General features: G+C 74.1%; 4 protein-coding genes. 3 read left to right on the top strand and 1 reads right to left on the bottom strand.

Going from position 1 to position 20,845, the window contains the following annotated elements; all coding sequences use genetic code 11:
- A complete protein-coding gene (locus tag ACGFIW_RS29280; RefSeq protein ID WP_393322426.1) occupies positions 1–1,134 on the bottom strand; it encodes a glycosyltransferase family 4 protein in 1,134 nt (377 codons plus the stop codon).
- A gap of 629 nt (positions 1,135–1,763) precedes the next feature.
- Between ACGFIW_RS29280 and ACGFIW_RS29285 the strand changes: the two genes are divergently transcribed.
- The 3 genes from ACGFIW_RS29285 to ACGFIW_RS29295 all read left to right on the top strand — a co-directional run.
- Entirely contained in the window at positions 1,764–2,633 is an 870-nt protein-coding gene (locus tag ACGFIW_RS29285) for a helix-turn-helix domain-containing protein (RefSeq protein ID WP_393322429.1), read from the top strand.
- Positions 2,634–2,774: 141 nt separating this feature from the next.
- Positions 2,775–8,291, top strand: a complete 5,517-nt coding sequence (locus tag ACGFIW_RS29290; RefSeq protein ID WP_393322432.1) for a type I polyketide synthase — start codon at positions 2,775–2,777, stop codon at positions 8,289–8,291.
- A 76-nt stretch (positions 8,292–8,367) separates the two neighbouring features.
- On the top strand, positions 8,368–20,845 hold a 12,478-nt coding region (locus ACGFIW_RS29295), incomplete at its 3' end, for an SDR family NAD(P)-dependent oxidoreductase (protein ID WP_393322434.1).

The raw sequence follows: 20,845 nt of genomic DNA on the forward strand, positions 1-20,845 counted from the left end.
TCAGTCTGCGACGTGCCCGTCGCGCAGGAGGTGCGCGAGGCGGGCCGCCTGACGGTCCCAGTGCCACTCGGCCTCGACCCAGCGCCGGCCGGCGTCACCGAGGCGCTTTGCGAGCGCGCTGTCCCGCAGGATCGTGACCAGCCGCTCGGCGACCGCCGCCACGTCGCGACCGTCCACCACGTACCCGGTCTCACCCTCGCGTACCGCGTCCGGCGCGCCGCCCGAGTTGCCGGCCACCACGGGCAGACCCGTCGCGGACGCCTCAAGGTAGACGATCCCGAGACCCTCGATGTCCTGCCCGGCGCGCCGGGTCCGGCACGGCATCGCGAACACGTCCCCGGCGGCGTAGTGCGCCGGCAGTTCCTCCGACTCGACAGCACCGGTGAACACGACGGCGTCGCCCAGGCCCGCGTCGTTCGCCCGCTTCTCCAGGCGTACGCGGTCCGGGCCGTCGCCGACGATCAGGAGGCTGACGTCGGGCACGGCGCGGCGTACCAGCGGCAGCGCACGCAGCAGCACATCCTGGCCCTTGCGCGGGACCAGCCGAGACACGCACACCACCACCGGACGCCCGGTCAGCCCGTGCCGCTCGCGCACCGGGGAGCCGTCCACACCCGGGTGGTACAGCTCGGTGTCGACACCCGGCGCGAGCTGGTCCAGATTGGACAGCACCCGGGCCAGCCTGCGCCGGGTGTACTCCCCGAGGTAGGTCACGACGTCGACCTCCCGGCCCAGGCGGCGCAGCACCGAACGTGCTCCGGGCAGGGCGGCCCACGCGGTGTCGTGCCCGTGCGTCTGACCGAGGAACCGGCCGACACCGGCCTGCTTGCGGAGATCGGCCGCCAACAACCCGAGCGGCGCCGCGGTGCCGAACCAGACCCGTTCACACTCGTTGGACCGGGCGATGTCCACCGCACGACGGAGCACGCCGGGCACGGGCAGCAGCAGGCGCGTGTCCTCGCGGATCACCTCGAACGGCTGCTGCGCGTCGAAGGCCGCGGCACCCGGCGCGGTGACGGTGTAGACGACGACGGAGTCCGCCGGCTGGCGGATCGCGAGGTTGTGCACGAACGACTGGATGCCGCCGATGCGGGGTGGGAAATCGGTCGTGATGAGTAGGGTGCGCGAAGTCACGAGCGGCATGCTAGCCAAGAACGCCACCAACGCGGAGCCGCGATCGTCCGCGGCGACGAGCCCGACGCATCCACGGCCATCGAATCCGTGCCGGTGACCTGCGCCGCCACCGGCTTCGCGCCCGGGGCATCGCCCGGACCGTCCGACGGCGTCAGCCAGGGTGTCGCGTGTGGTGTCCCGTAGCGCTGCCGGCCGGTCTCGGGCGGTGTGGCGGGCGTCCTGGACCTAAGGGATGCAACGGGGTACAGGCCGTGTAAAGCCGACAAGGGGTGGGATTTCCCGTAAGAACCCGTATTGCGTTCGGCGGCGGGGGTGTCGATGAACAATCCAACTCTTCCGGCTGACCGGTTGCCACGCCTTCATCCCTTCGGGTATAAAGATCACCATGCATGCCGCGATACACGGGGAGCGCGCTGGAGTGCAGGTCGACACTTTGCCCTCGATCGATGCAAAAAGCAGAGGGCTGGCCGTCCATTGACGGTCGTCTCATATCACCGGTAGGCGGGAAAGTTCCCCACGGGGGAATGAAGCGCCCGAAAATCGGTGCCCCTCTGGTTCTGCGTGTGCTCGACAACTAAACCAGCGCGTTTACCTCAGGGTCATTCATCGCGGCCTACGGGGGAGGTAAAGTGGAGTCACTGGATGTTCTAGACAAGGCCGCCGGGTCCGAATTTGCACTGTTACTGCGTGAGCTGCGGATGCAGGCCTGCCTGACGCAGGAAGAATTGGCGGAAAAATCCGGGCTGAGCATCCGGGCGATTTCTGATCTGGAGCGCGGGCGGACGAGCACACCGCATCGCCGCTCCGTGGCGCTCCTGGCCAAGGCGCTTCGAGTGGAGGGCGACTCCCTGGAGAGCTTCCGCCGGACCGCCCGCCGTCGGCCGGGCTCTCATCTGTCCTTGATGGCGGCTGGTCATCGGCCCTCGACCGCGGCTCCTGTTCCCACTGCTCAGCAGCATGGGGGGCTGTCCGCGCTGATCGAGTGGATGCGGCAGGTGCTGATCGAGGAACCGGGCGGGCGGCATCAGTCGGAGGCGGCGGGCAGCGCCGAGATGCGACTTGTGGAACTCGTCGGTGTGCCAGGACCAGCCAAGACGGCGGTGGTCGTCCAGGCCGCAGCACGTTTCCAGCGACATTTTCCCGACGGTCAGTTCTATGTCAGCGCCGAGGCGGGTCAGCTCGGCGCTGATGTTTTGACGGCCCGTCTCTCCTGGCTTTTAGGAATCGACCCCAGCGACGGCGCCACCCCTGAGGAAAAGGCTCGCCGGGTGCGCTGTGAACTGCGTTCCAGGAGGGCGTTGGTCGTCCTGGAAAACGTCACCGACGCGACTCACATCCGACCGTTGCTGCCCCGGGGCGGTTCGTGCGCGATTATTGTCACAGCACCTCGAAGGCTTGCCGCATTCGAGGGCGTCTGGACCATCGACGTGCCTCCTGCCACGCCTGCTCAAGGTGCGTTCGGTGCGCCATACCCGGTGGCTAGTCCGGTCCGCAATTAGCGCCGACGGAGGTCCTGGATTGCGATTTCTGCATGCGAAACCGCCGCCGAAATCGCCTGGACCCTGCCGCTGTCGGTGCAGATGATTCCGGTTGATCCAGCGGACCGATCGCCGGCCGGCACATCATGGGGGGACGGCGCGATGACGGACGACCAGAAGTATCTCGGCTACCTCCGGCGGGCCACCGCCGAGATCCAGGACCTGCGGCGGCGACTGCGGGAGGTGGAGAGCCGCGGCCAGGAGCCCATCGCGATCGTCGGGATGGCCTGCCGGTACCCGGGGGGCGTCGACTCGTCCGAGGCGCTGTGGCGGCTGGTCGTCGAGGGCCGCGACGCGGTGACCGAGTTCCCCCGCGACCGCGGCTGGGACGTGTCCGGCCTCTACGACCCCGACCCGGAGGCCGCCGGCAAGAGCTACGTCCGGCACGGTGGCTTCCTGCCGGACGCCGCCCTGTTCGACCCCGACCACTTCGGCATCAGCCCGCGCGAGGCGGCCTCCATGGACCCCCAGCACCGTCTGCTGCTGGAGTGCTCCGCCGAGGCGATCGAGCGGGCCGGCCTGACCCCCGAGGCCCTGCGCGGCAGCAGGACCGGCGTGTTCAGCGGGGTGATGCCGAACTCGTCGTCCGGGCAGATGGGCAGCCTCGCCTCCGGGCGGGTGGCGTACGCCTTCGGGCTGGAGGGGCCGGCCGTCACCGTCGACACCGCCTGCTCCTCGTCCCTGGTCGCCCTCCACCTGGCGGGTCAGGCGCTCGCCGCCGAGGAATGCACCCTGGCCCTGGCCGGAGGCGCGACGGTGATGACCGCCCCGGACCTGTTCGTCGACTTCAGCCGGCAGCGTGGGTTGTCCGTCGACGGCCGGTGCCGGTCCTTCGCCCGGTCGGCCGACGGGACCGGTTTCGCGGAGGGCGTCGGCATCCTGCTGCTGGAGCGACTCTCCGACGCCGTCCGGTCCGGGCACCCCGTGCTTGCGCTGGTGCGGGGCACGGCGGTCAACCAGGACGGCAGGTCGAACGGGCTGACCGCGCCCAACGGACCGTCCCAGCGCCGCGTGATCCGCCAGGCGCTGGCGAAGGCGCGGGTGCCCGCCTCCGAGGTCGACGTGGTCGAGGCACACGGCACCGGGACCACGCTCGGCGACCCGATCGAGGCGCAGGCACTCATCGCCACCTATGGCCAGGACCGCCCGGCGGACCGGCCCCTGCTGCTCGGCTCGATCAAGTCGAACATCGGCCACACCCAGGCGGCCGCCGGCGTGGCCGGGGTGATCAAGATGGTCGAGGCGATGCGGCGGGGCATCGTGCCCCCCACCCTGCACGTGGACGAGCCGTCGCCCCAGGTCGACTGGAGCGAGGGCGCGGTCGAGCTGGTGACCGGTCCGGTGTCCTGGCCGGCGGTGGACCGCCCCCGGCGCGCCGCCGTGTCGTCGTTCGGCCTCAGCGGCACCAACGCCCACGTCGTCCTCGAACAGGCACCCGAGCCGGCCGACGCGCCGACACCGGCGCTCGCGGGCCCGCTGCCGTGGCTGCTGTCCGCGCGCGGTGAGCGGGCACTGCGGGATCAGGCGGCGCGGCTGCGGACGTACGTCGAGGAACGCCCCGATCTCGACGCGGCCGAGGTGGCCGTGGCGCTCACCCGACGCCCGGCCATGGCCCACCGGGCGGCCGTGCTCGCGGCCGACCGTGCCGACCTGCTCCGCTGCCTGGACGCACTCGCCGCCGGTGCGCCCGAGGCCCAGGTGGTGCGGGCCGAGGCGGGCGTCGGCCAGCTTGCGGTCGTGTTCACCGGCCAGGGCTCGCAGCGGGCCCAGATGGGACGCGAGCTGCACGACGCGTTCCCGACGTTCGCGGCCGCCTTCGACCGGGTCTGCGCCGAGCTGGACCAGCACCTCGAACGGCCACTCCGGACGGTGATCTTCGCCCGGCCGGACACCGCGGAGGCGCAACTGCTCGACCGTACCGACTACACCCAGGTCGCCACGTTCGCCCTGGAGGTGGCGCTGTACCGACTCCTGGAGAGCTGGGGCGTACGGCCGTCGCACCTGATCGGCCACTCCGTCGGTGAGCTGGCCGCCGCGCACGTGGCCGGGGTGTTCGACCTGGCCGACGCCGCCCGGATCGTGGCCCACCGCGGCCGACTGATGCGCGGGTTGCCCGACGGCGGTGCGATGATCGCCGTCGCCACCACCGAGCAGTGGATGCGCGAGCGGATCGCCGAGTTCGACGCCGACGTCAGCGTCGCGGCGGTGAACGCTCCCTCCGCGATCGTCATCTCCGGCGACGAGGCCGTCGTCCGCAAGCTCGCGGCCGGGTGCCGCGCGGAGGGCCTGCGTACCCGGCCGCTGCGGGTGTCGCACGCCTTCCACTCGTCCCGCATGCAACCCATGCTGGCCGACTTCGCCAAGGTGCTCGCCACGGCGACCTTCGCCCCTCCGCAGATCCCCGTGGTGTCGAACGTGACGGGCGCACTGCTCACCGACGAGCAGGCGTGCTCGGTCGACTACTGGGTCTCGCACGTACGGGAGACCGTCCGCTTCGCCGACGGCGTCAGGTGGCTGCGTGCCGTGGGCGTGACCCGCTTCGTCGAGGTGGGCCCGGACGCGGCGCTGACCGCGGCCGCCCAGGACACCCTCGCCGACCTACCCGGCAGCGGCGACGAGGTGTTCGCCGCCACGCTCCGACGCAGCCGTCCGGAGATCACGACGAGCACCGAGGCGATGGCACGGTTGCACACCGCCGGCGAGCCAATCGACTGGTCCGCCGTCTACGGCAAGGGCCCCTCCCGGCTGGTGGACCTGCCCACCTACGCCTTCCAACGACAGCGGTACTGGGTCGACCAGATCGTCACGTCCGCCGACGTGGGCGGGGCCGGCCTGCGGCCGTTCGACCACCCGGTGCTGGGGGCGGTGGCCGACGTGCCGGGCGGCGAGGTGGTGCTGACCGGGCGGCTCTCCCTGGACACCGATCCCTGGCTGGCCGAGCACGCGATCTGGAACACGCCGCTGCTGCCCGGCACGGCCTTCGTCGAGCTGGCCGCCGCCGCGGGCGACCTGGTCGGCTGGCCCGGCGTTCGTGAGCTGGTGCTGCACGCGCCCCTGGCCATCAGCGACCGCTCCGCCGTGCACCTGCGGGTCGTGGTCGACGCGCCGGACGAGCACGGCGACCGCGCCATCGGGATGTACTCCCGGCCGGAGGGCGGCGAACTCGACGAGCCGTGGCACCGCCACGCCAGTGGGGTGCTCACCGCCGACCCGGCCGAGACGACGCCCCGGGTACCGACCGAATGGCCGCCCGCCCGGGCCGTCCCGGTGGACATCTCCGACACCTACCAGCGTCTGGCCTCGCACGGGCACGACTACGGGGAGACCTTCCGCGGCCTGCGGGCCGTGTGGCGCCGTGGCGACGAGGTCTTCGCCGAGGTGGCCCTCCCCGCCGCCGGGCACGCCGACGCGGAACGCTTCCTGCTGCACCCCGCGCTGCTCGACGCGGCGGTGCAGGCCCTGGCCGCCGCCGGCTTCGGCGAGGACGGCGAGATGACGCAGGCCCGGCTGCCCTTCAGCTGGCGGGACGTGACAGTGCACGCCACGGGCGCGCGTACCCTGCGGGTCGCGGTGGTGCCGGTCAGCGACGACGAGGTCACCCTCGCCGCGGCGGACCCGGCCGGCGCGGCGGTGATCAGCGTCGCGGGGCTCGGCCTGCGGACCGTCGCCGCCGACCAGCTCATCGCCAGCGACATGTCCGACGCCAGCCTGTTCCACGTCGGCTGGGTGCCCGTCGAGGAACCACCGCGCGACCGCTCCGGCTGGCTGGCCAGCGGCTGGACCGTGATCGGCCCGGACGACGTCCGGCTCTCCGCGGCGCTGCGCCCCTCCTGGGGCGACGGGCACTGGCACGCCGACCCGGATTCGCTCACGGCGGCCCTCGACGCGGGCACTCCGGCGCCCGCCGTCGGTGTGCTGTACTGCCCCGCGCCGGCCCCCGGCGACGTGCCGGCCGGTGTCCTCGACGTGACCACCCGGACGCTCGCCGTCGTGCGCGCCTGGCTCGCCGACGCCCGGTTGGCCTCCTCCCGGTTGGTCGTCGTGACCCGCGACGCGGCACCCGCCGCCGGCCGCGGCGGTGACCTGGCGGGGGCGGCCGTCTGGGGACTGCTCCGCACCGCGCAGACCGAACACCCCGGCCGGTTCCTCGTGGTCGACGTGGACGACGCCGAGGCATCCGTGCGGGTGCTGCCGGCTGTCGTCGGCCTGACCGAGCCGCAGATCGCGGTCCGCGACGGCGAACTGCTGGCTCCCCGGCTCGCCCGCCATGCGGCGTCGCCGCCGGACGTCGTGCCGTTCGGGCCGCACGGCACAGTGCTGGTCACCGGCGGCACCGGTGCGCTCGGCCGCGAGGTGGCCCGGCACCTCGTGACGACCCACGGGGTCCGCAATCTCCTCCTGCTCAGCCGCACCGGCCGCGCCGACACCGAGCTGGACGCCGAGCTGGCCGCACTGGGGGCGTGGGTCACCACCGTCGCCTGCGACGCCGCCGACCGTGAGGCGTTGGCCCGGGTGCTCGCGCAGGTGCCGGCCGATCAGCCGCTGACCGGAGTCGTGCACGCGGCCGGCGTGGTCGACGACGGGGTCCTCGAATCGATGACCCCGCAACGGCTGGCCGCCGTGTTCCGACCCAAGGTCGACGCCGCCTGGCATCTGCACGAGTTGACCCGCGACACGGGCCTTACCGCCTTCGTGCTCTTCTCGTCGCTCTCCGGCACCCTCGGCGGGGCGGGCCAGGCGAACTACGCGGCGGCGAACGTCTTCCTCGACGCCCTGGCCGCGCACCGGACGGCCGCGGGTCTGCCCGCGGTCTCGGTGGCCTGGGGCAGCTGGGCAGGTGCCGGCATGGCCGGGCAGACCGCCGACCTGGACCGGATCGCCCGGACCGGACTGGCGCCCCTGCTCCCGCAGGACGCCCTGGGGCTGCTCGACCAGGCCACCGGAGCGGACGCCGCCATGGTGGTCGCCGCACGGTTGGACGTCCGGGTGATGAGGCAGGTATTCGGCACGTACGACCAGGTGCCGCCGCTGCTGCGCGACCTGGTCCGGCTGCCCCGACCCCGATCCAGCGTCGCCGGTGGACAGACCGAGGCGCTGCGGGGCCGGCTGGTCGACCTGCCCGCCGCCGGTCGGTCGCGCGAACTCCTGCACCTGGTGTGTGAGCAGGTGGCCGCCGTGCTGGAACACGCGACACCCGCCGCGGTGGACACCGGCCAGGGCTTCCTCGACATGGGCTTCGACTCGCTGATGGCCGTCGAGCTGCGCAAGCGCCTCGACGCCGTCACCGGGCTGCGGCTGCCCTCGACGGTGAGCTTCGACTACCCGACTCCGCAGGCGCTCGCCGAGCACCTGCTGTCGAGGTTGCTGCCCGACGACACGCAGGCCACGCCCGTCGTCACCGACGACGCGGACATCCAGCGACGCGTCGCCTCGATCCCGGCTGCCCGGCTGCGCGCCGCCGGCCTCCTTGACCAGGTGCTCGCTCTCGCCGCCATCGAGACCGGCACCACCGAGACCGGCATCGCGGCCAGCGACGCCGCGGCACCGGTCGAGAGCGCGATCCGGGGCATGGACGCCCAGGATCTGATCCGCCTCGCGCTCAGCCGCGCCGACGCCTGAGCCACCTGACCGACCGAGAACCACCTTTCCGGGCCGCCGTCACGGGGGACCGGGCACCGAAGGGGCCGATGACATCGTGCGGAGCGACGCCGACTCACTGCTGTGGGGACTGTCCGGAGCCAGCGCCGGTCTGCTGCGTGCGCAGGCCGGGCTGCTGCTCGACGAGCTGGACCGCCGGCCCGACTGGCGGCCGGCCGACGTCGGCTGGTCGTTGTCCCGGCAGAGCAGGGCCGACGGCTGGCGCGCCGCGGTCACGGCGGAGGACGCCGACGGGTTCCGCCGCGCGCTGAGCGCCCTCGCCGAGGGGCGGGGCGCGGCCGGGCTGACCGAGGGCGCGCCGCTTCCCGGCCCGGTGGTGTTCGTCTTCCCCGGCCAGGGTTCGCAGTGGCCGGCGATGGCCGCCGACCTGATGGCCACCGCTCCGGTGTTCGAGGCCCGGATGCGCGAGTGCGCCGACGCCTTCGCGCCACTGCTCGACTGGTCCCTGCTGGACGTCGTGCACGGGGTGCCCGACGCGCCGTCGTTGGAGCGGACCGACGTGGTCCAGCCGGTGCTCTTCGCGGTGATGGTGTCGCTCACCGCCCTCTGGCGGTCCTACGGCGTCGAGCCGTCGGCCGTGCTCGGCCACAGCCTCGGCGAGGTGGTCGGCGCGGTCGTCGCGGACGCCCTGTCCCTTGAGGACGGCGCCCGCATCGCGGCGCTGTGGAGCCAGGAGCAGGCCACCCTGGCCGGTGACGGGGCGATGGTCGCCGTGTCCCTGCCACTCGACGAGGCACGCCGGCGGCTCACCGCGTACGAGGGCCGGCTGGACGTGGCGGCGGTGAACGGGCCCGGCGCGTTGATCGTCTCCGGTGACGCCGACGCCGCCGCGGCGCTCCTCGACGAGCTGGGCGCCGACGGGGTGAAGGCGCGGGCGATCGGAGTCGATCTGGCCGCCCACTCCGCGCACATCGACCGCATCGTGCCCCGGCTGCGGGAGCTGCTGGCCCCGCTGCGGCCGCGCCCGCCGCGGATCCCCTTCTACTCCTCCGTGTACGGGCACGTCCTCCCCGACGACGTGCCGCTGGATGCCGAGTACTGGTGCCGCAACCTGCGCAGCACCATCGAGTTCGAGCGGACCACCCGGGCCGCGCTGGCCGATGGCGCGGGCGTGCTGCTGGAGGTCAGCCCGCACCCCGTCCTGACCGGCGCCCTCCAGGGCACCGTCGAGGCGGCCGGCGCACGGGCGAACGTCCGCGCCACCGTCCGACGGGGGCAGGCCGACCTCGGCAAGGTCGTTCGTACCCTGGGTGAGCTCTACGTCGACGGCGTCGCCCCGGACTGGGCCGCCGTCTTCGCCGGCCACGACCCGGTGACGGTGACGTTGCCGGAACCGCCCGCCGGCGCCCAGGCCCGGCCGGAGTCCCCGCTGCGAGCCCGGTTGGTCGTTCTGGGTGTGCCGGAGCAGCGTGCCCTGCTCGTCGAGCTGGTGTGCCAGGAGGTCGCCGCGCTGCTCGACACGACCGAGCCGGTCGCGTCGCACCTGGCGTTCCGGGAGCTGGGGTTCGACTCGGTCACGGCGCTGGAGATCCGCTCCCGGATCGGCGCGGCGGTGGGCACCACCCTGCCGGCGACGATCGTCTTCGACCACCCCACCCCGGCCGACCTGGCCGAGCAGCTTCGGGTGACGCTTACCGGCGCCTCCGCCGACGACGCGTCGGCCGACGACGGTGACCTGCCGCTCGCGGCCGACGCGGACGACCCCGTGGTGATCGTCGGTGTCGGCTGCCGCTACCCCGGCGGCGTGACCGGCCCGGGGGAGCTGTGGCGGTTGGTCGCCGCCGGTGGCGACGCGGTCTCCGCGTTCCCCGACAACCGGGGGTACGACTTCGCCGCGTCGTACGACGGTGACTCCCGTCCGGCCGGCACGTTCTACCAGCGCGAGGCCGGCTTCCTGCACGACGCGGACCTGTTCGACCCGGACTTCTTCGGAATCAGCCCGCGTGAGGCCGCGGCGATGGACCCGCAGCAGCGGCTGCTGTTGGAGACCTCGTGGGAGGCGTTCGAGCGGGCCGGCATCGTCCCGGGCACGCTGCGGGGCAGCCGCACGGGCGTCTTCATCGGCGCGATGACGATGGACTACGGCCCCCGGATGGACGAGGGTTCCGACGTCGAGGGCTACGTCTTCACCGGCAACACGGGCAGTGTGATGTCCGGCCGGTTGGCGTACCTGTACGGGTTCGAGGGGCCGGCGGTGACCGTGGACACCGCCTGCTCGTCGTCGCTCGTGGCCCTGCACCTGGCGGCGCAGTCCGTCCGACGGGGCGAGTGTGCCCTCGCGGTGGCCGCGGGCGTGACGGTGATGTCCGGCACCGGGATGTTCGTGGAGTTCTCCCGCCAGGGTGGGCTCGCCCCCGACGGCCGGAGCAAGGCGTTCTCCGACGGCGCCGACGGCTTCGGGTTGGCCGAGGGCGTGGGTGTTCTGCTGGTGGAGCGCCTCTCGGCGGCCCGCCGGCACGGGCACCGGGTGCTCGCCGTCGTGCGGGGCACGGCGGTCAACCAGGACGGCGCGTCCAACGGCATGACCGCGCCGAGCGGCCCGGCGCAGCAGCGGGTGATCCGGGCGGCGCTGGCGGACGCCGGCCTGAGCACGGCCGACGTGGACGCGGTCGAGGCGCACGGCACGGGCACCCGGCTGGGCGACCCGATCGAGGCGCAGGCGTTGTTGGCGACGTACGGGCAGGACCGGGAGCGGCCGCTGCTGCTCGGCTCGTTGAAGTCGAACATCGGCCACGCCCAGGCCGCCGCCGGCGTCGGTGGCGTGATCAAGATGATCGAGGCGATGCGGCACGGTGTCCTGCCGCGCACGCTGCACGTCACCCGGCCCACCCGGCACGTGGACTGGTCGGCGGGGGCGGTGTCGCTGCTCACCGAGGAGACGCCGTGGCCCGAGGTGGGCCGCCCGCGGCGCGCCGGTGTGTCCTCCTTCGGGGTCAGCGGCACCAACGCGCACGTGGTGCTGGAGCAGGCCCCGGAGACCGACCCGGCGCCCGTGCCGGCCGCACCCGTGGTCGGACCCGTACCGGTGCTGCTGTCGGCGCGTGACGCCGCGGCGCTGCGCGGGCAGGCCGGGCGGCTGCACGCGTACCTCACCGCAACGCCCGCCGCGGCGCTGCCCGACGTGGCGGCCACCCTGGCCGGACGGACCCTGATGGAGCACCGGGCAGTCGTGCTCGGTGTCGGTCGCGACGAGCTGCTCGGCGGCCTCGCCGCACTGGCCGGGCAGAACGACGTGCCCGGCGTGGTGACCGGTGTGGCCCGGCCGGCCGGCGCGGTCTTCGTCTTTCCCGGGCAGGGCTCGCAGTGGACCGGCATGGCGCTGGAGCTGATGGAGAGCACCCCCGTCTTCGCCGCCCGGATGCGCGAGTGCGCAACCGCCCTCGCCACGTACGCCGACTGGGACCTGCTGGACGTGCTCGGCGACGAGGAGGCCCTGCGCCGCGTCGACATCGTCCAGCCCGCGCTGTTCGCGGTGATGGTGTCGCTGGCGGAGCTGTGGCGGGCGCACGGCGTCGAACCGGCCGCGGTCGTCGGCCACTCCCAGGGTGAGATCGCGGCGGCCTGCGTCGCGGGGGCGCTCTCCCTGGACGAGGCGGCGCGCGTGGTGGTGCTGCGCAGCCGCCTGATCCGTGAGGTGCTTGCCGGTCGCGGTGGCATGGTGTCGGTGCCGCTGCCGGCGGCCGAGGTCCGGGCGGCCCTGGAGCACTGGGAGGGGCGGCTGTCGGTGGCGGCCGTCAACGGCCCTTCGGCGACCGTGGTGTCGGGTGAGCCCGAGGCGCTGGACGAGGTGCTGGCCCGGTGGGACCGGGCCAAGCGGATCCCGGTCGACTACGCCTCCCACTCGGCCCAGGTGGAGGCGATACGCGACGAGTTGCTGGCCGCGCTGGCCGGCCTCGACCCGCAGCCGGTACGGGTGCCGTTCCGCTCCACGGTGACCGGCGAACTCGTCGACGGCCCCGAGTTGGACGCGGCGTACTGGTACGAGAACCTGCGCCGGACGGTCCGTTTCGACGAGGTCGCACGGGCGCTCGACGGGCACGTCTTCGTCGAGTGCAGCCCGCACCCGGTGCTGGTGCACGGGCTGGACGGGCCGGCGCTCGGCTCGCTGCGCCGGAGCGAGGGCGGCGTGGCCCGTTTCCGCCAGTCGCTCGCCGAGGCGCACGTCGCGGGCGTCGCGGTGGACTGGCACACAGTGGTCCAGGGTGGCCCCGCGGATCTGCCCACGTACGCGTTCCAACGCCGCCGGTACTGGCTCGGCTCGGCCGCCCCCGCCGCGACCGACGCGACCGACCTCGGGCTGTTCGCCGGCGAGCATCCGTTGCTCGGCGCGGCCGTGGCGCTGCCCGAGTCCGGCGGCTACCTCTTCACCTCGCGGATCTCCCTGGTGACCCACCCGTGGTTGGCCGACCACGCCGTCCACGACGTGGTCCTGCTGCCCGGCACCGCGTTCCTGGAACTCGCCCTGCGCGCCGGTGAGCGGGTCGGCGGTACGTCGGTCGAGGAACTCGTGCTGGAGGCGCCCTTCGTGCTCCCCGGCGACGGTGCCGGGGTGCGGTTGCAGGTGACGGTCGGCGCGGCGGACGGCTCCGGTCACCGCCGGCTCACCGTGCACTCGCTGGAGGAGCAGGCGGCCGAGGACGCCGACTGGACGCTGCACGCCACGGCCGTGCTGGCCGACGGGCGACCGGAGGCCGTCGCGCGCATGCCGTGGCCGCCGGCCGGCGACGAACTGGACCTCACCACCGCGTACGAGACGCTGCGCGACAAGGGTTACCAGTACGGGCCGGTGTTCCAGGGGCTGCGCCGGGCCTGGCGGCACGGCGACGAGATCCACGCCGAGGTGCGCCTGCCCGAGCTGGTCACCGCCGACGGCTTCGGCATCCACCCCGCGCTGCTCGACGCGGCGCTGCACCCCGCCGTGCTCGACGTCTCCGGTCTCCCCTTCAGTTGGCACGACGTCACGCTGCACGCCACCCGTGCGACGACCCTGCGGGTCCGGCTCGCGCCCACACCGGCCGGGCTCTCCGTGCACGTCGCCGCCGAGGACGGCAGCCCGGTGCTCACCGCCGCCGCGCTGGTGCTGCGGCCCGTGCCGGAGCAACTCGTCCAGCGACGCGCCGGGGTGCTCCTGGAGATGGCGCCGGTCGCCGTGCCGCGCGCCGCCGAGGCGGTGCCGGTGCCGGTGACGCCCGTCGACGACGTTTCCGACCTGGCCGGTCTGCCCTCGTCCGCCGGTGCCGTGCTGCTGCGCCCGGCCCCGGTCGAGCGGGTGCTGGAGGTCGTCCAGGCGTGGATCGGCGAAGAGCGGCCGACCGGGGCACGACTGCTCGTGGTCACCCGGGACGCCGGGAGCGATCTCGCCCAGGCGGCCGTACGCGGCCTGGTGCGCTCGGCGATCTCGGAGCACCCCGACCGGATCGTCCTGGTCGACGCGGACGACCCGGAGACCGTCCCGGCGTACGTCGCGGAGATCCTGGCGGGCGGGGAACCCGAGGTGTGGCTACGGGCGGGCGCGCTGACCGCCCCCCGCCTGCGTGCCGTCACCGGCCCGGTCGGTGACGCGCCCTGGCGTGCGGACGACTGTGTCCTGATCACCGGCGGCACCGGCACGATCGGGGCGGCGGTGGCCCGTCACCTGTCGCGGACGCACGGCGTACGTGGCTTCGTGCTGCTGTCGCGGCAGGGGCCGGCGGCTGCCGGTGCGGCGGAGCTCTGCGCCGAACTGGGCTCCGACGCCGTCGCGGTGGCCTGTGACGTCACCGACCGGGACGCCCTCGCCGCGGTGCTGGCCACGCACCCGGTCACCGCCGTGGTGCATGCCGCAGCGGTCCTCGACGACGCGGTGGTGGAGTCTCTGACCCCGCAGCGGCTGGCCCTCGTGCACGGGCCGAAGGTCGCCGCCGCCGTCCACCTGCACGAGCTGACCCGCGACCGTGACCTCACCGCGTTCGTGCTGTTCTCCTCGATCGCCGGGGTGCTGGGCACCGCGGGCCAGGGCAACTACGCGGCGGCGAACGCGGCAGTCGACGCGCTCGCCGCCACCCGGCGAGCCGCCGGGCTGCCGGCCACCTCCGTCGCCTGGGGACTCTGGGCCGAGACCAGCACCATGACCGGCGAGCTGACCGCCACGGACCGGGCCCGGCTGGCCCGCTCCGGCATCGTCGGCATGCCCACCTCGGACGCCCTCGCGCTCTTCGACACCGCCGTCGCCGGGGGCCCGGTCACCGCGACCGCCGTCCGGCTGGACCACGCCACGCTGCGCGTGCAGGCCGCCGCCGGCACCCTCCCGGCGGCGCTGCGCGGCCTGGTCCGGGTGCCCGTGCGGCGCACCGCCGTGGCGCAGGCCCCGGCCGGCCGGCCGGACCTGGCCACGCTGCCGGCCCAGGAGCGTCTCGACACGGTGCTGCACCTGGTACGCGGCCAGGTCGCCGCCGTGCTCGGGCACTCCTCCGGCGGCTCGGTCGACGCCGATCGGGCGTTCAAGGAGATGGGGTTCGACTCGCTCATCGCGGTCGAGTTCCGCAACCGGATGAACACCCTGTTCGAGACGCGGCTGCCCGCGACGCTGGTCTTCGACCACCCGACGCCCCGGGCGGTGGCCGACTTCCTGGTCGTCGAGCTGTCCGGCGCGCAGCCGGACGCGGCGGCGCCGGCGCCGACCCGCGACCGCGCCGACGAGCCCATCGCCGTGGTCGGGATGAGCTGCCGCTACCCGGGAGGGGTCCGCTCGCCGGAGGACCTGTGGCGGCTTGTCGAGTCGGGCGCGGACGCGGTCGGCGACTTCCCCACCGACCGGGGCTGGGATCTGACCAACCTGTTCGACGCCGACCCGGAGCGCTCGGGCCGCAGCTATGTCCGGCAGGGCGGCTTCCTGCTCGACGCGGGCGAGTTCGACCCGGTCTTCTTCGGGATCTCCCCGCGTGAGGCCACCGCCATGGACCCGCAGCAGCGGCTGCTGCTGGAGACCTCCTGGGAGGCGTTCGAGCGGGCCGGGATCGACGCGGACACCGTGCGCGGCAGCCAGATCGGCGTGTTCGCCGGGGTGATGAACGGCGGATACGGCGCACAGCAGATGGCCGCGCCGGACGGGTCCGGCGAGTTCGAGGGGTACCTGGCCAGCGGCACCGCCGCCAGCGTCGCCTCCGGTCGCGTCGCCTACACCATGGGCCTGGAGGGCCCCGCCCTGACCGTCGACACCGCCTGTTCTTCCTCGCTGGTGGCGATGCACCTGGCCGTGCAGGCGCTGCGGCGCGGCGAGTGCACGATGGCGCTGGCCGGCGGCGTCACGGTGATGTCCTCCCCGTCGCTGTTCGTCGAGTTCAGCCGGCAGCGCGGGCTGTCGTCCGACGGTCGGTGCCGGTCGTTCGCCGGCGCCGCCGATGGCACCGGCTGGGCCGAGGGCGCCGGCGTGCTGCTGTTGGAACGGCTCTCCGACGCCCGGCGCAACGGCCACCGCGTCCTCGCCCTGGTCCGCGGCACCGCCGTCAACCAGGACGGTGCGTCGAACGGGCTCACCTCCCCGAACGGTCCGGCGCAGCAGCGGGTGATCCGGGCGGCCCTGGCCGACGCGGGTCTGTCGCCGTCGGACGTGGACGCGGTGGAGGCGCACGGGACGGGCACCCGGCTGGGTGACCCGATCGAGGCGCAGGCGCTGTTGGCGACGTACGGGCAGGACCGGGAGCGGCCGCTGCTGCTCGGCTCGTTGAAGTCGAACATCGGCCACGCCCAGGCCGCCGCCGGTGTCGGTGGCGTGATCAAGATGATCGAGGCGATGCGGCACGGCGCCCTGCCGCGCACCCTGCACGTCGACGAGCCGACGCCCCGGGTGGACTGGTCCGCCGGTGCCGTGTCACTGCTCACCGAGCACACCGACTGGCCGGATGTCGACAGGCCCCGCCGGGCCGCCGTGTCCTCCTTCGGCGTCAGCGGCACCAACGCCCACGTGGTGCTCGAGCAGGCCGAGCCGGAGCCGGAGATCGTCCCCGACGCCGACGGGGCCACGCCGCCGGTCGTGCCGTGGGTGCTCTCCGCGCACACCGCCGCCGCGCTGACCGCGCAGGTGGACCAACTCGTCCGGTTCGTCGCGGCGGATCCCACCCTGGACCCGACCGACGTCGGATACTCCCTGGTCACCAGCCGGGCACGGATGCCACACCGGGCGGTGGTGCTCGGCACCGACCGGGCCAGCCTGCTCACCGGCGCCGATGTCGTCCGCGGCGACGGCGGCACGCAGCGACGGGTGGCGTTCGTCTTCCCCGGCCAGGGCTCCCAGTGGGTCGGGATGGCCCGTGAGCTTGTCGACACCGCACCGGTCTTCGCGGCCCGGATGGCCGAGTGCGCCGACGCCCTCGGCGAGCACGTCGACTGGGACCTGTTCGAGGTGCTCGACGACGCGCAGGCACTGGAACGGGTCGACGTCGTCCAACCCGTCCTCTTCGCCGCGATGGTGTCCCTGGCCGCCCTCTGGCGGTCGTACGGGGTCGAGCCCGCCGCGGTGGTCGGCCACTCGCAGGGCGAGATCGCCGCGGCCTGCGTGGCGGGGGCGCTCAGCCTGGCCGACGCCGCCCGCGTGGTGGCCCTGCGCAGTCAGGCGATCCGGCGTTCGCTCGCCGGCCACGGCGGCATGGTCTCCGTGGCGCTGCCCGTGGAGACGGTCCGCGAGTTGGTCGCACCGTACGCCGGGCGCGTCGACGTCGCCGCCGTCAACGGCCCCACCGCCACCGTGATCTCCGGAGACGCCGACGCGCTGCGCGAGTTCGTGGCCGCCAACGAGGGTCGGGTCATCCCCGTCGACTACGCGTCCCACTCGGCGCATGTCACGGCCATCGAGGACGAACTGCTCCACCTGCTCGCCCCGATCACCCCGCAGCCGTCGACCATCCCGTTCCACTCGGCGGTCACCGGTGCCCGGCTGGACACCACCACCCTCGACGCCGGCTACTGGTACCGCAACCTGCGGCAACCGGTCCGCTTCGACCTCGCCACCCGCAGCCTGCTCGACCAGGGCATCACCGCCTTCATCGAGGCCAGCACCCACCCGGTGCTCGCCGCCGCGGTCGCCGGGACCGCCGAGGCCGCCGAGCACGACGTCGTCGTCCTCGGCTCACTGCGCCGGGACGAGGGCGGGCCGCTGCGCTTCCTGCGCTCGGTCGCCGAGGCGTACACCCAGGGTGTGCCGGTGCGGTGGACCGCCGCGTTCCCCGCGCGCGCCCGCCGGGTCGACCTGCCCACGTACGCGTTCCAACGCACCCACCTCTGGCTCGAAGCCCCCGAGCCGCCCGCCGGCCGGTCCGGGCCGGACGCCTGGCGCTACCGGATCGACTGGCGGCCCCTTCCCGCGGCCGCGTCGCCGACGCTTACCGGCACCTGGCTGATCGTCCACGCCGACGATGCCGCCGCGGCGTCGGCCACCGCCGCGCTCACCGCGCTCGGCGCGTCGCCCGTCGCGCTGACCGTCGACGCCCTCACCCAGGCCGTCGCCGCGACCCCGGACCTCGCCGGGGTGCTGTCCCTGCTCGCCCTCACGGACCCGGACCCGGTCGCCGCGACGCTCGCCCTGATCCAGGCCGACCTCCCGGCACCGCTGTGGGTGGCGACGTGCGAGGCGGTGCACTGTGCCGAACCGGTGGCCGACCAGGCCGCCGTGTGGGGCCTCGGCCGCGCCGCCGCCCTGGAGTCGCCGACCCGCTGGGGCGGTCTGATCGACCTGCCCACGGACGCCGACGAGGAGTCGTACCGGCAGCTCGCCGGGGTGCTCGCCGCGGGCAGCGCGGAGGACCAGGTGGCGCTGCGCGACCAGCAGGTGCTCGGCCGGCGGCTCGTGCACGCCCCGCCCGCCGGTCGGGGCGAGGCGCCCTGGCGGCCCACCGGCACCGTGTTGATCACCGGCGGCACCGGGGCGATCGGCGCGCACGTGGCCCGCCGTCTCGCGGCCCGTGGCGCGGAGCACCTCCTGCTGACCGGTCGACGCGGCCCGGACGCGCCCGGCGCCGACGCACTGGCCGAGGAGCTGAGGGCCCTCGGTGCCCGGGTGACGATCGCGGCCTGCGACGTCGCGGACGCCGACGCCCTGGCCGCCCTGGTCACCTCCGTCGAGGCGGACGAGCCGATCCGCGCCGTGGTGCACGCGGCCGGCGTCCCGCACTGGGGCGACCTGCGGGATCTCACCCCGGCCGAGGTGGCCGAGGCGGTGGCCGGTAAGGCCGTCGGCGCGGCCAACCTGGACGCCGTCTTCGACCGCGATCTGGACGCGTTCGTGCTGATGTCGTCCAACGCGGGCGTCTGGGGAGGCAGCGGCCAGGGCGCGTACGCCGCCGGCAACGCCATGCTCGACGCACTCGCCGTACGCCGTCGTGCCCGTGGCCGGCACGCCCTCTCGGTGGCCTGGGGCTCCTGGTCCGGTGACGGGATGGCGGCGGGCGACACCGGCTCCCGGTTCGCCCGCCTGGGACTGCGGCTGATGCGCCCCGAGGACGCGCTCACCGCGTTGGAGCGGGCCCTCACCGACGACGAGACCTTCGTCGCCGTGGCGGACGTCGACTGGGAGCGGTTCGCCGCCACCTTCACCGTGGCGCGGCCCAGTGCGCTGATCTCGGAACTGCCCGAGGTGCGCCGTGCGCTGGCCGCGACGCCGGCCGCCCCGACGGGGCTCGCCGCCGTGCCCGAAGCCGACCGGGGCAGGACGATCCGCGATGTGGTGCGCCAGGCGGTGGCCGGTGTCCTCGGGCACGACGACGCCACCGACATCGCCGGGCGCACGTTCAAGGAGATGGGCTTCGACTCGCTGACCGCTGTCGACATCCGTACCCGGCTGTCGGCCGCGACCGGCCGCAAACTGCCGAGCAGCCTGATCTTCGACCATCCCACGCCGGAAGCGCTCACCGCGCACCTGCTCCACCTGGTCTACGGCACCTCGGCCCGTGCCGAGGTGGTGCCCGCGGCCCGTACCCGGCCGGTCGACGAGCCCATCGCGATCGTCGGGATGAGCTGCCGCTACCCGGGTGGTGTCCGGTCCCCGGAGGACCTGTGGCGGCTGGTGGAGCAGGAGGTCGACGCGGTCGTCGACTTCCCGACCGACCGTGGCTGGGACGTCGAGGCGCTGTACCACCCGGACCCGGAGCACCCCGGCACCACCTACACCCGCCACGGCGGCTTCCTCGCCGACGTGGCCGACTTCGACGCCGCCTTCTTCCGGATCTCGCCGCGCGAGGCGCTGGCCATGGACCCGCAGCAGCGGCTGGTGCTGGAGACCTCGTGGGAGGCGTTCGAGCGGGCCGGGCTGGACCCGGTCCGGCTGCGGGGCACCGACACCGGCGTGTTCATCGGATCCAGCAGTCAGGACTACGGTCCCCGACTGCACGAGGTGCCCGCCGGGCTGGAGGGCCACTTCCTCACCGGCAGCCTCGACGCGGTGATCTCCGGGCGGGTGGCGTACGAGCTGGGGCTGGAGGGGCCCGCGCTGACCGTCGACACGGCGTGTTCGTCGTCGCTGGTGGCGCTGCACCTGGCGGTGCAGTCGCTGCACCGGGGCGAGTGCTCGCTGGCGTTGGCCGGTGGCGTGGCGGTGCTCTCCACGCCTGGCGTCTTCCTGGAGTTCAGCCGCCAGCGCGGACTCTCCGCCGACGGGCGCTGCCGGTCGTTCGCCGCCTCCGCCGCCGGCACCGGCTGGGCTGAGGGCGCGGGCATGCTCGTCCTCGAACGGTTGTCCGACGCGCGGCGTAACGGGCATCAGGTCCTGGCGGTGGTGCGGGGTTCGGCGGTGAATCAGGATGGTGCGTCGAATGGGTTGACGGCGCCGAATGGTCCGGCGCAGCAGCGGGTGATCCGGGCGGCGTTGGCGGATGCGGGGTTGTCGGCGTCGGATGTGGACGCGGTGGAGGCGCATGGGACGGGGACCCGGTTGGGTGATCCGATCGAGGCGCAGGCGTTGTTGGCGACGTACGGGCAGGACCGGGAGCGGCCCCTGTTGTTGGGGTCGCTGAAGTCGAACATCGGCCACGCCCAGGCCGCGTCCGGTGTCGGTGGTGTGATCAAGATGGTGCAGGCGATGCGCCACGGTGTGCTGCCGCGCACCCTGCACGTCGACGAGCCCACCCCACACGTGGACTGGTCCGCCGGCGATGTCTCCCTGCTCACCGAGCGGACGGACTGGCCGCAGGGCGAGGGCCCGCGTCGGTCCGGCGTGTCCGCCTTCGGCGTCAGCGGCACCAACGCCCACGTGATCCTCGAACACGTCCCGGTCGACGTGCCGGCCGCACCCCTCAGCGACGACCCGGAGCCCGAGCTGGTGCCGGTGCCGATCTCCGCGCGCGGCGAGGACGCGCTGCGCGCCCAGGCCGCGCAACTGCACGACTTCGTCACCGCCAACCCCGCCGTGTCGCTGCCGTCCCTCGCCCTCTCCCTCGGTCTCGGCCGTTCCAGCCTGGAGCATCGTGCGGTGGTGTTGGCGGGGGGTCGTGGGGGTTTGTTGCGGGGTTTGGGTGTGGTGGCGTCGGGTGGTTCGGGGTCGGGTGTGG

Source organism: Micromonospora sp. NPDC048935, from assembly GCF_043197875.1.
Lineage (GTDB): Bacteria > Actinomycetota > Actinomycetes > Mycobacteriales > Micromonosporaceae > Micromonospora.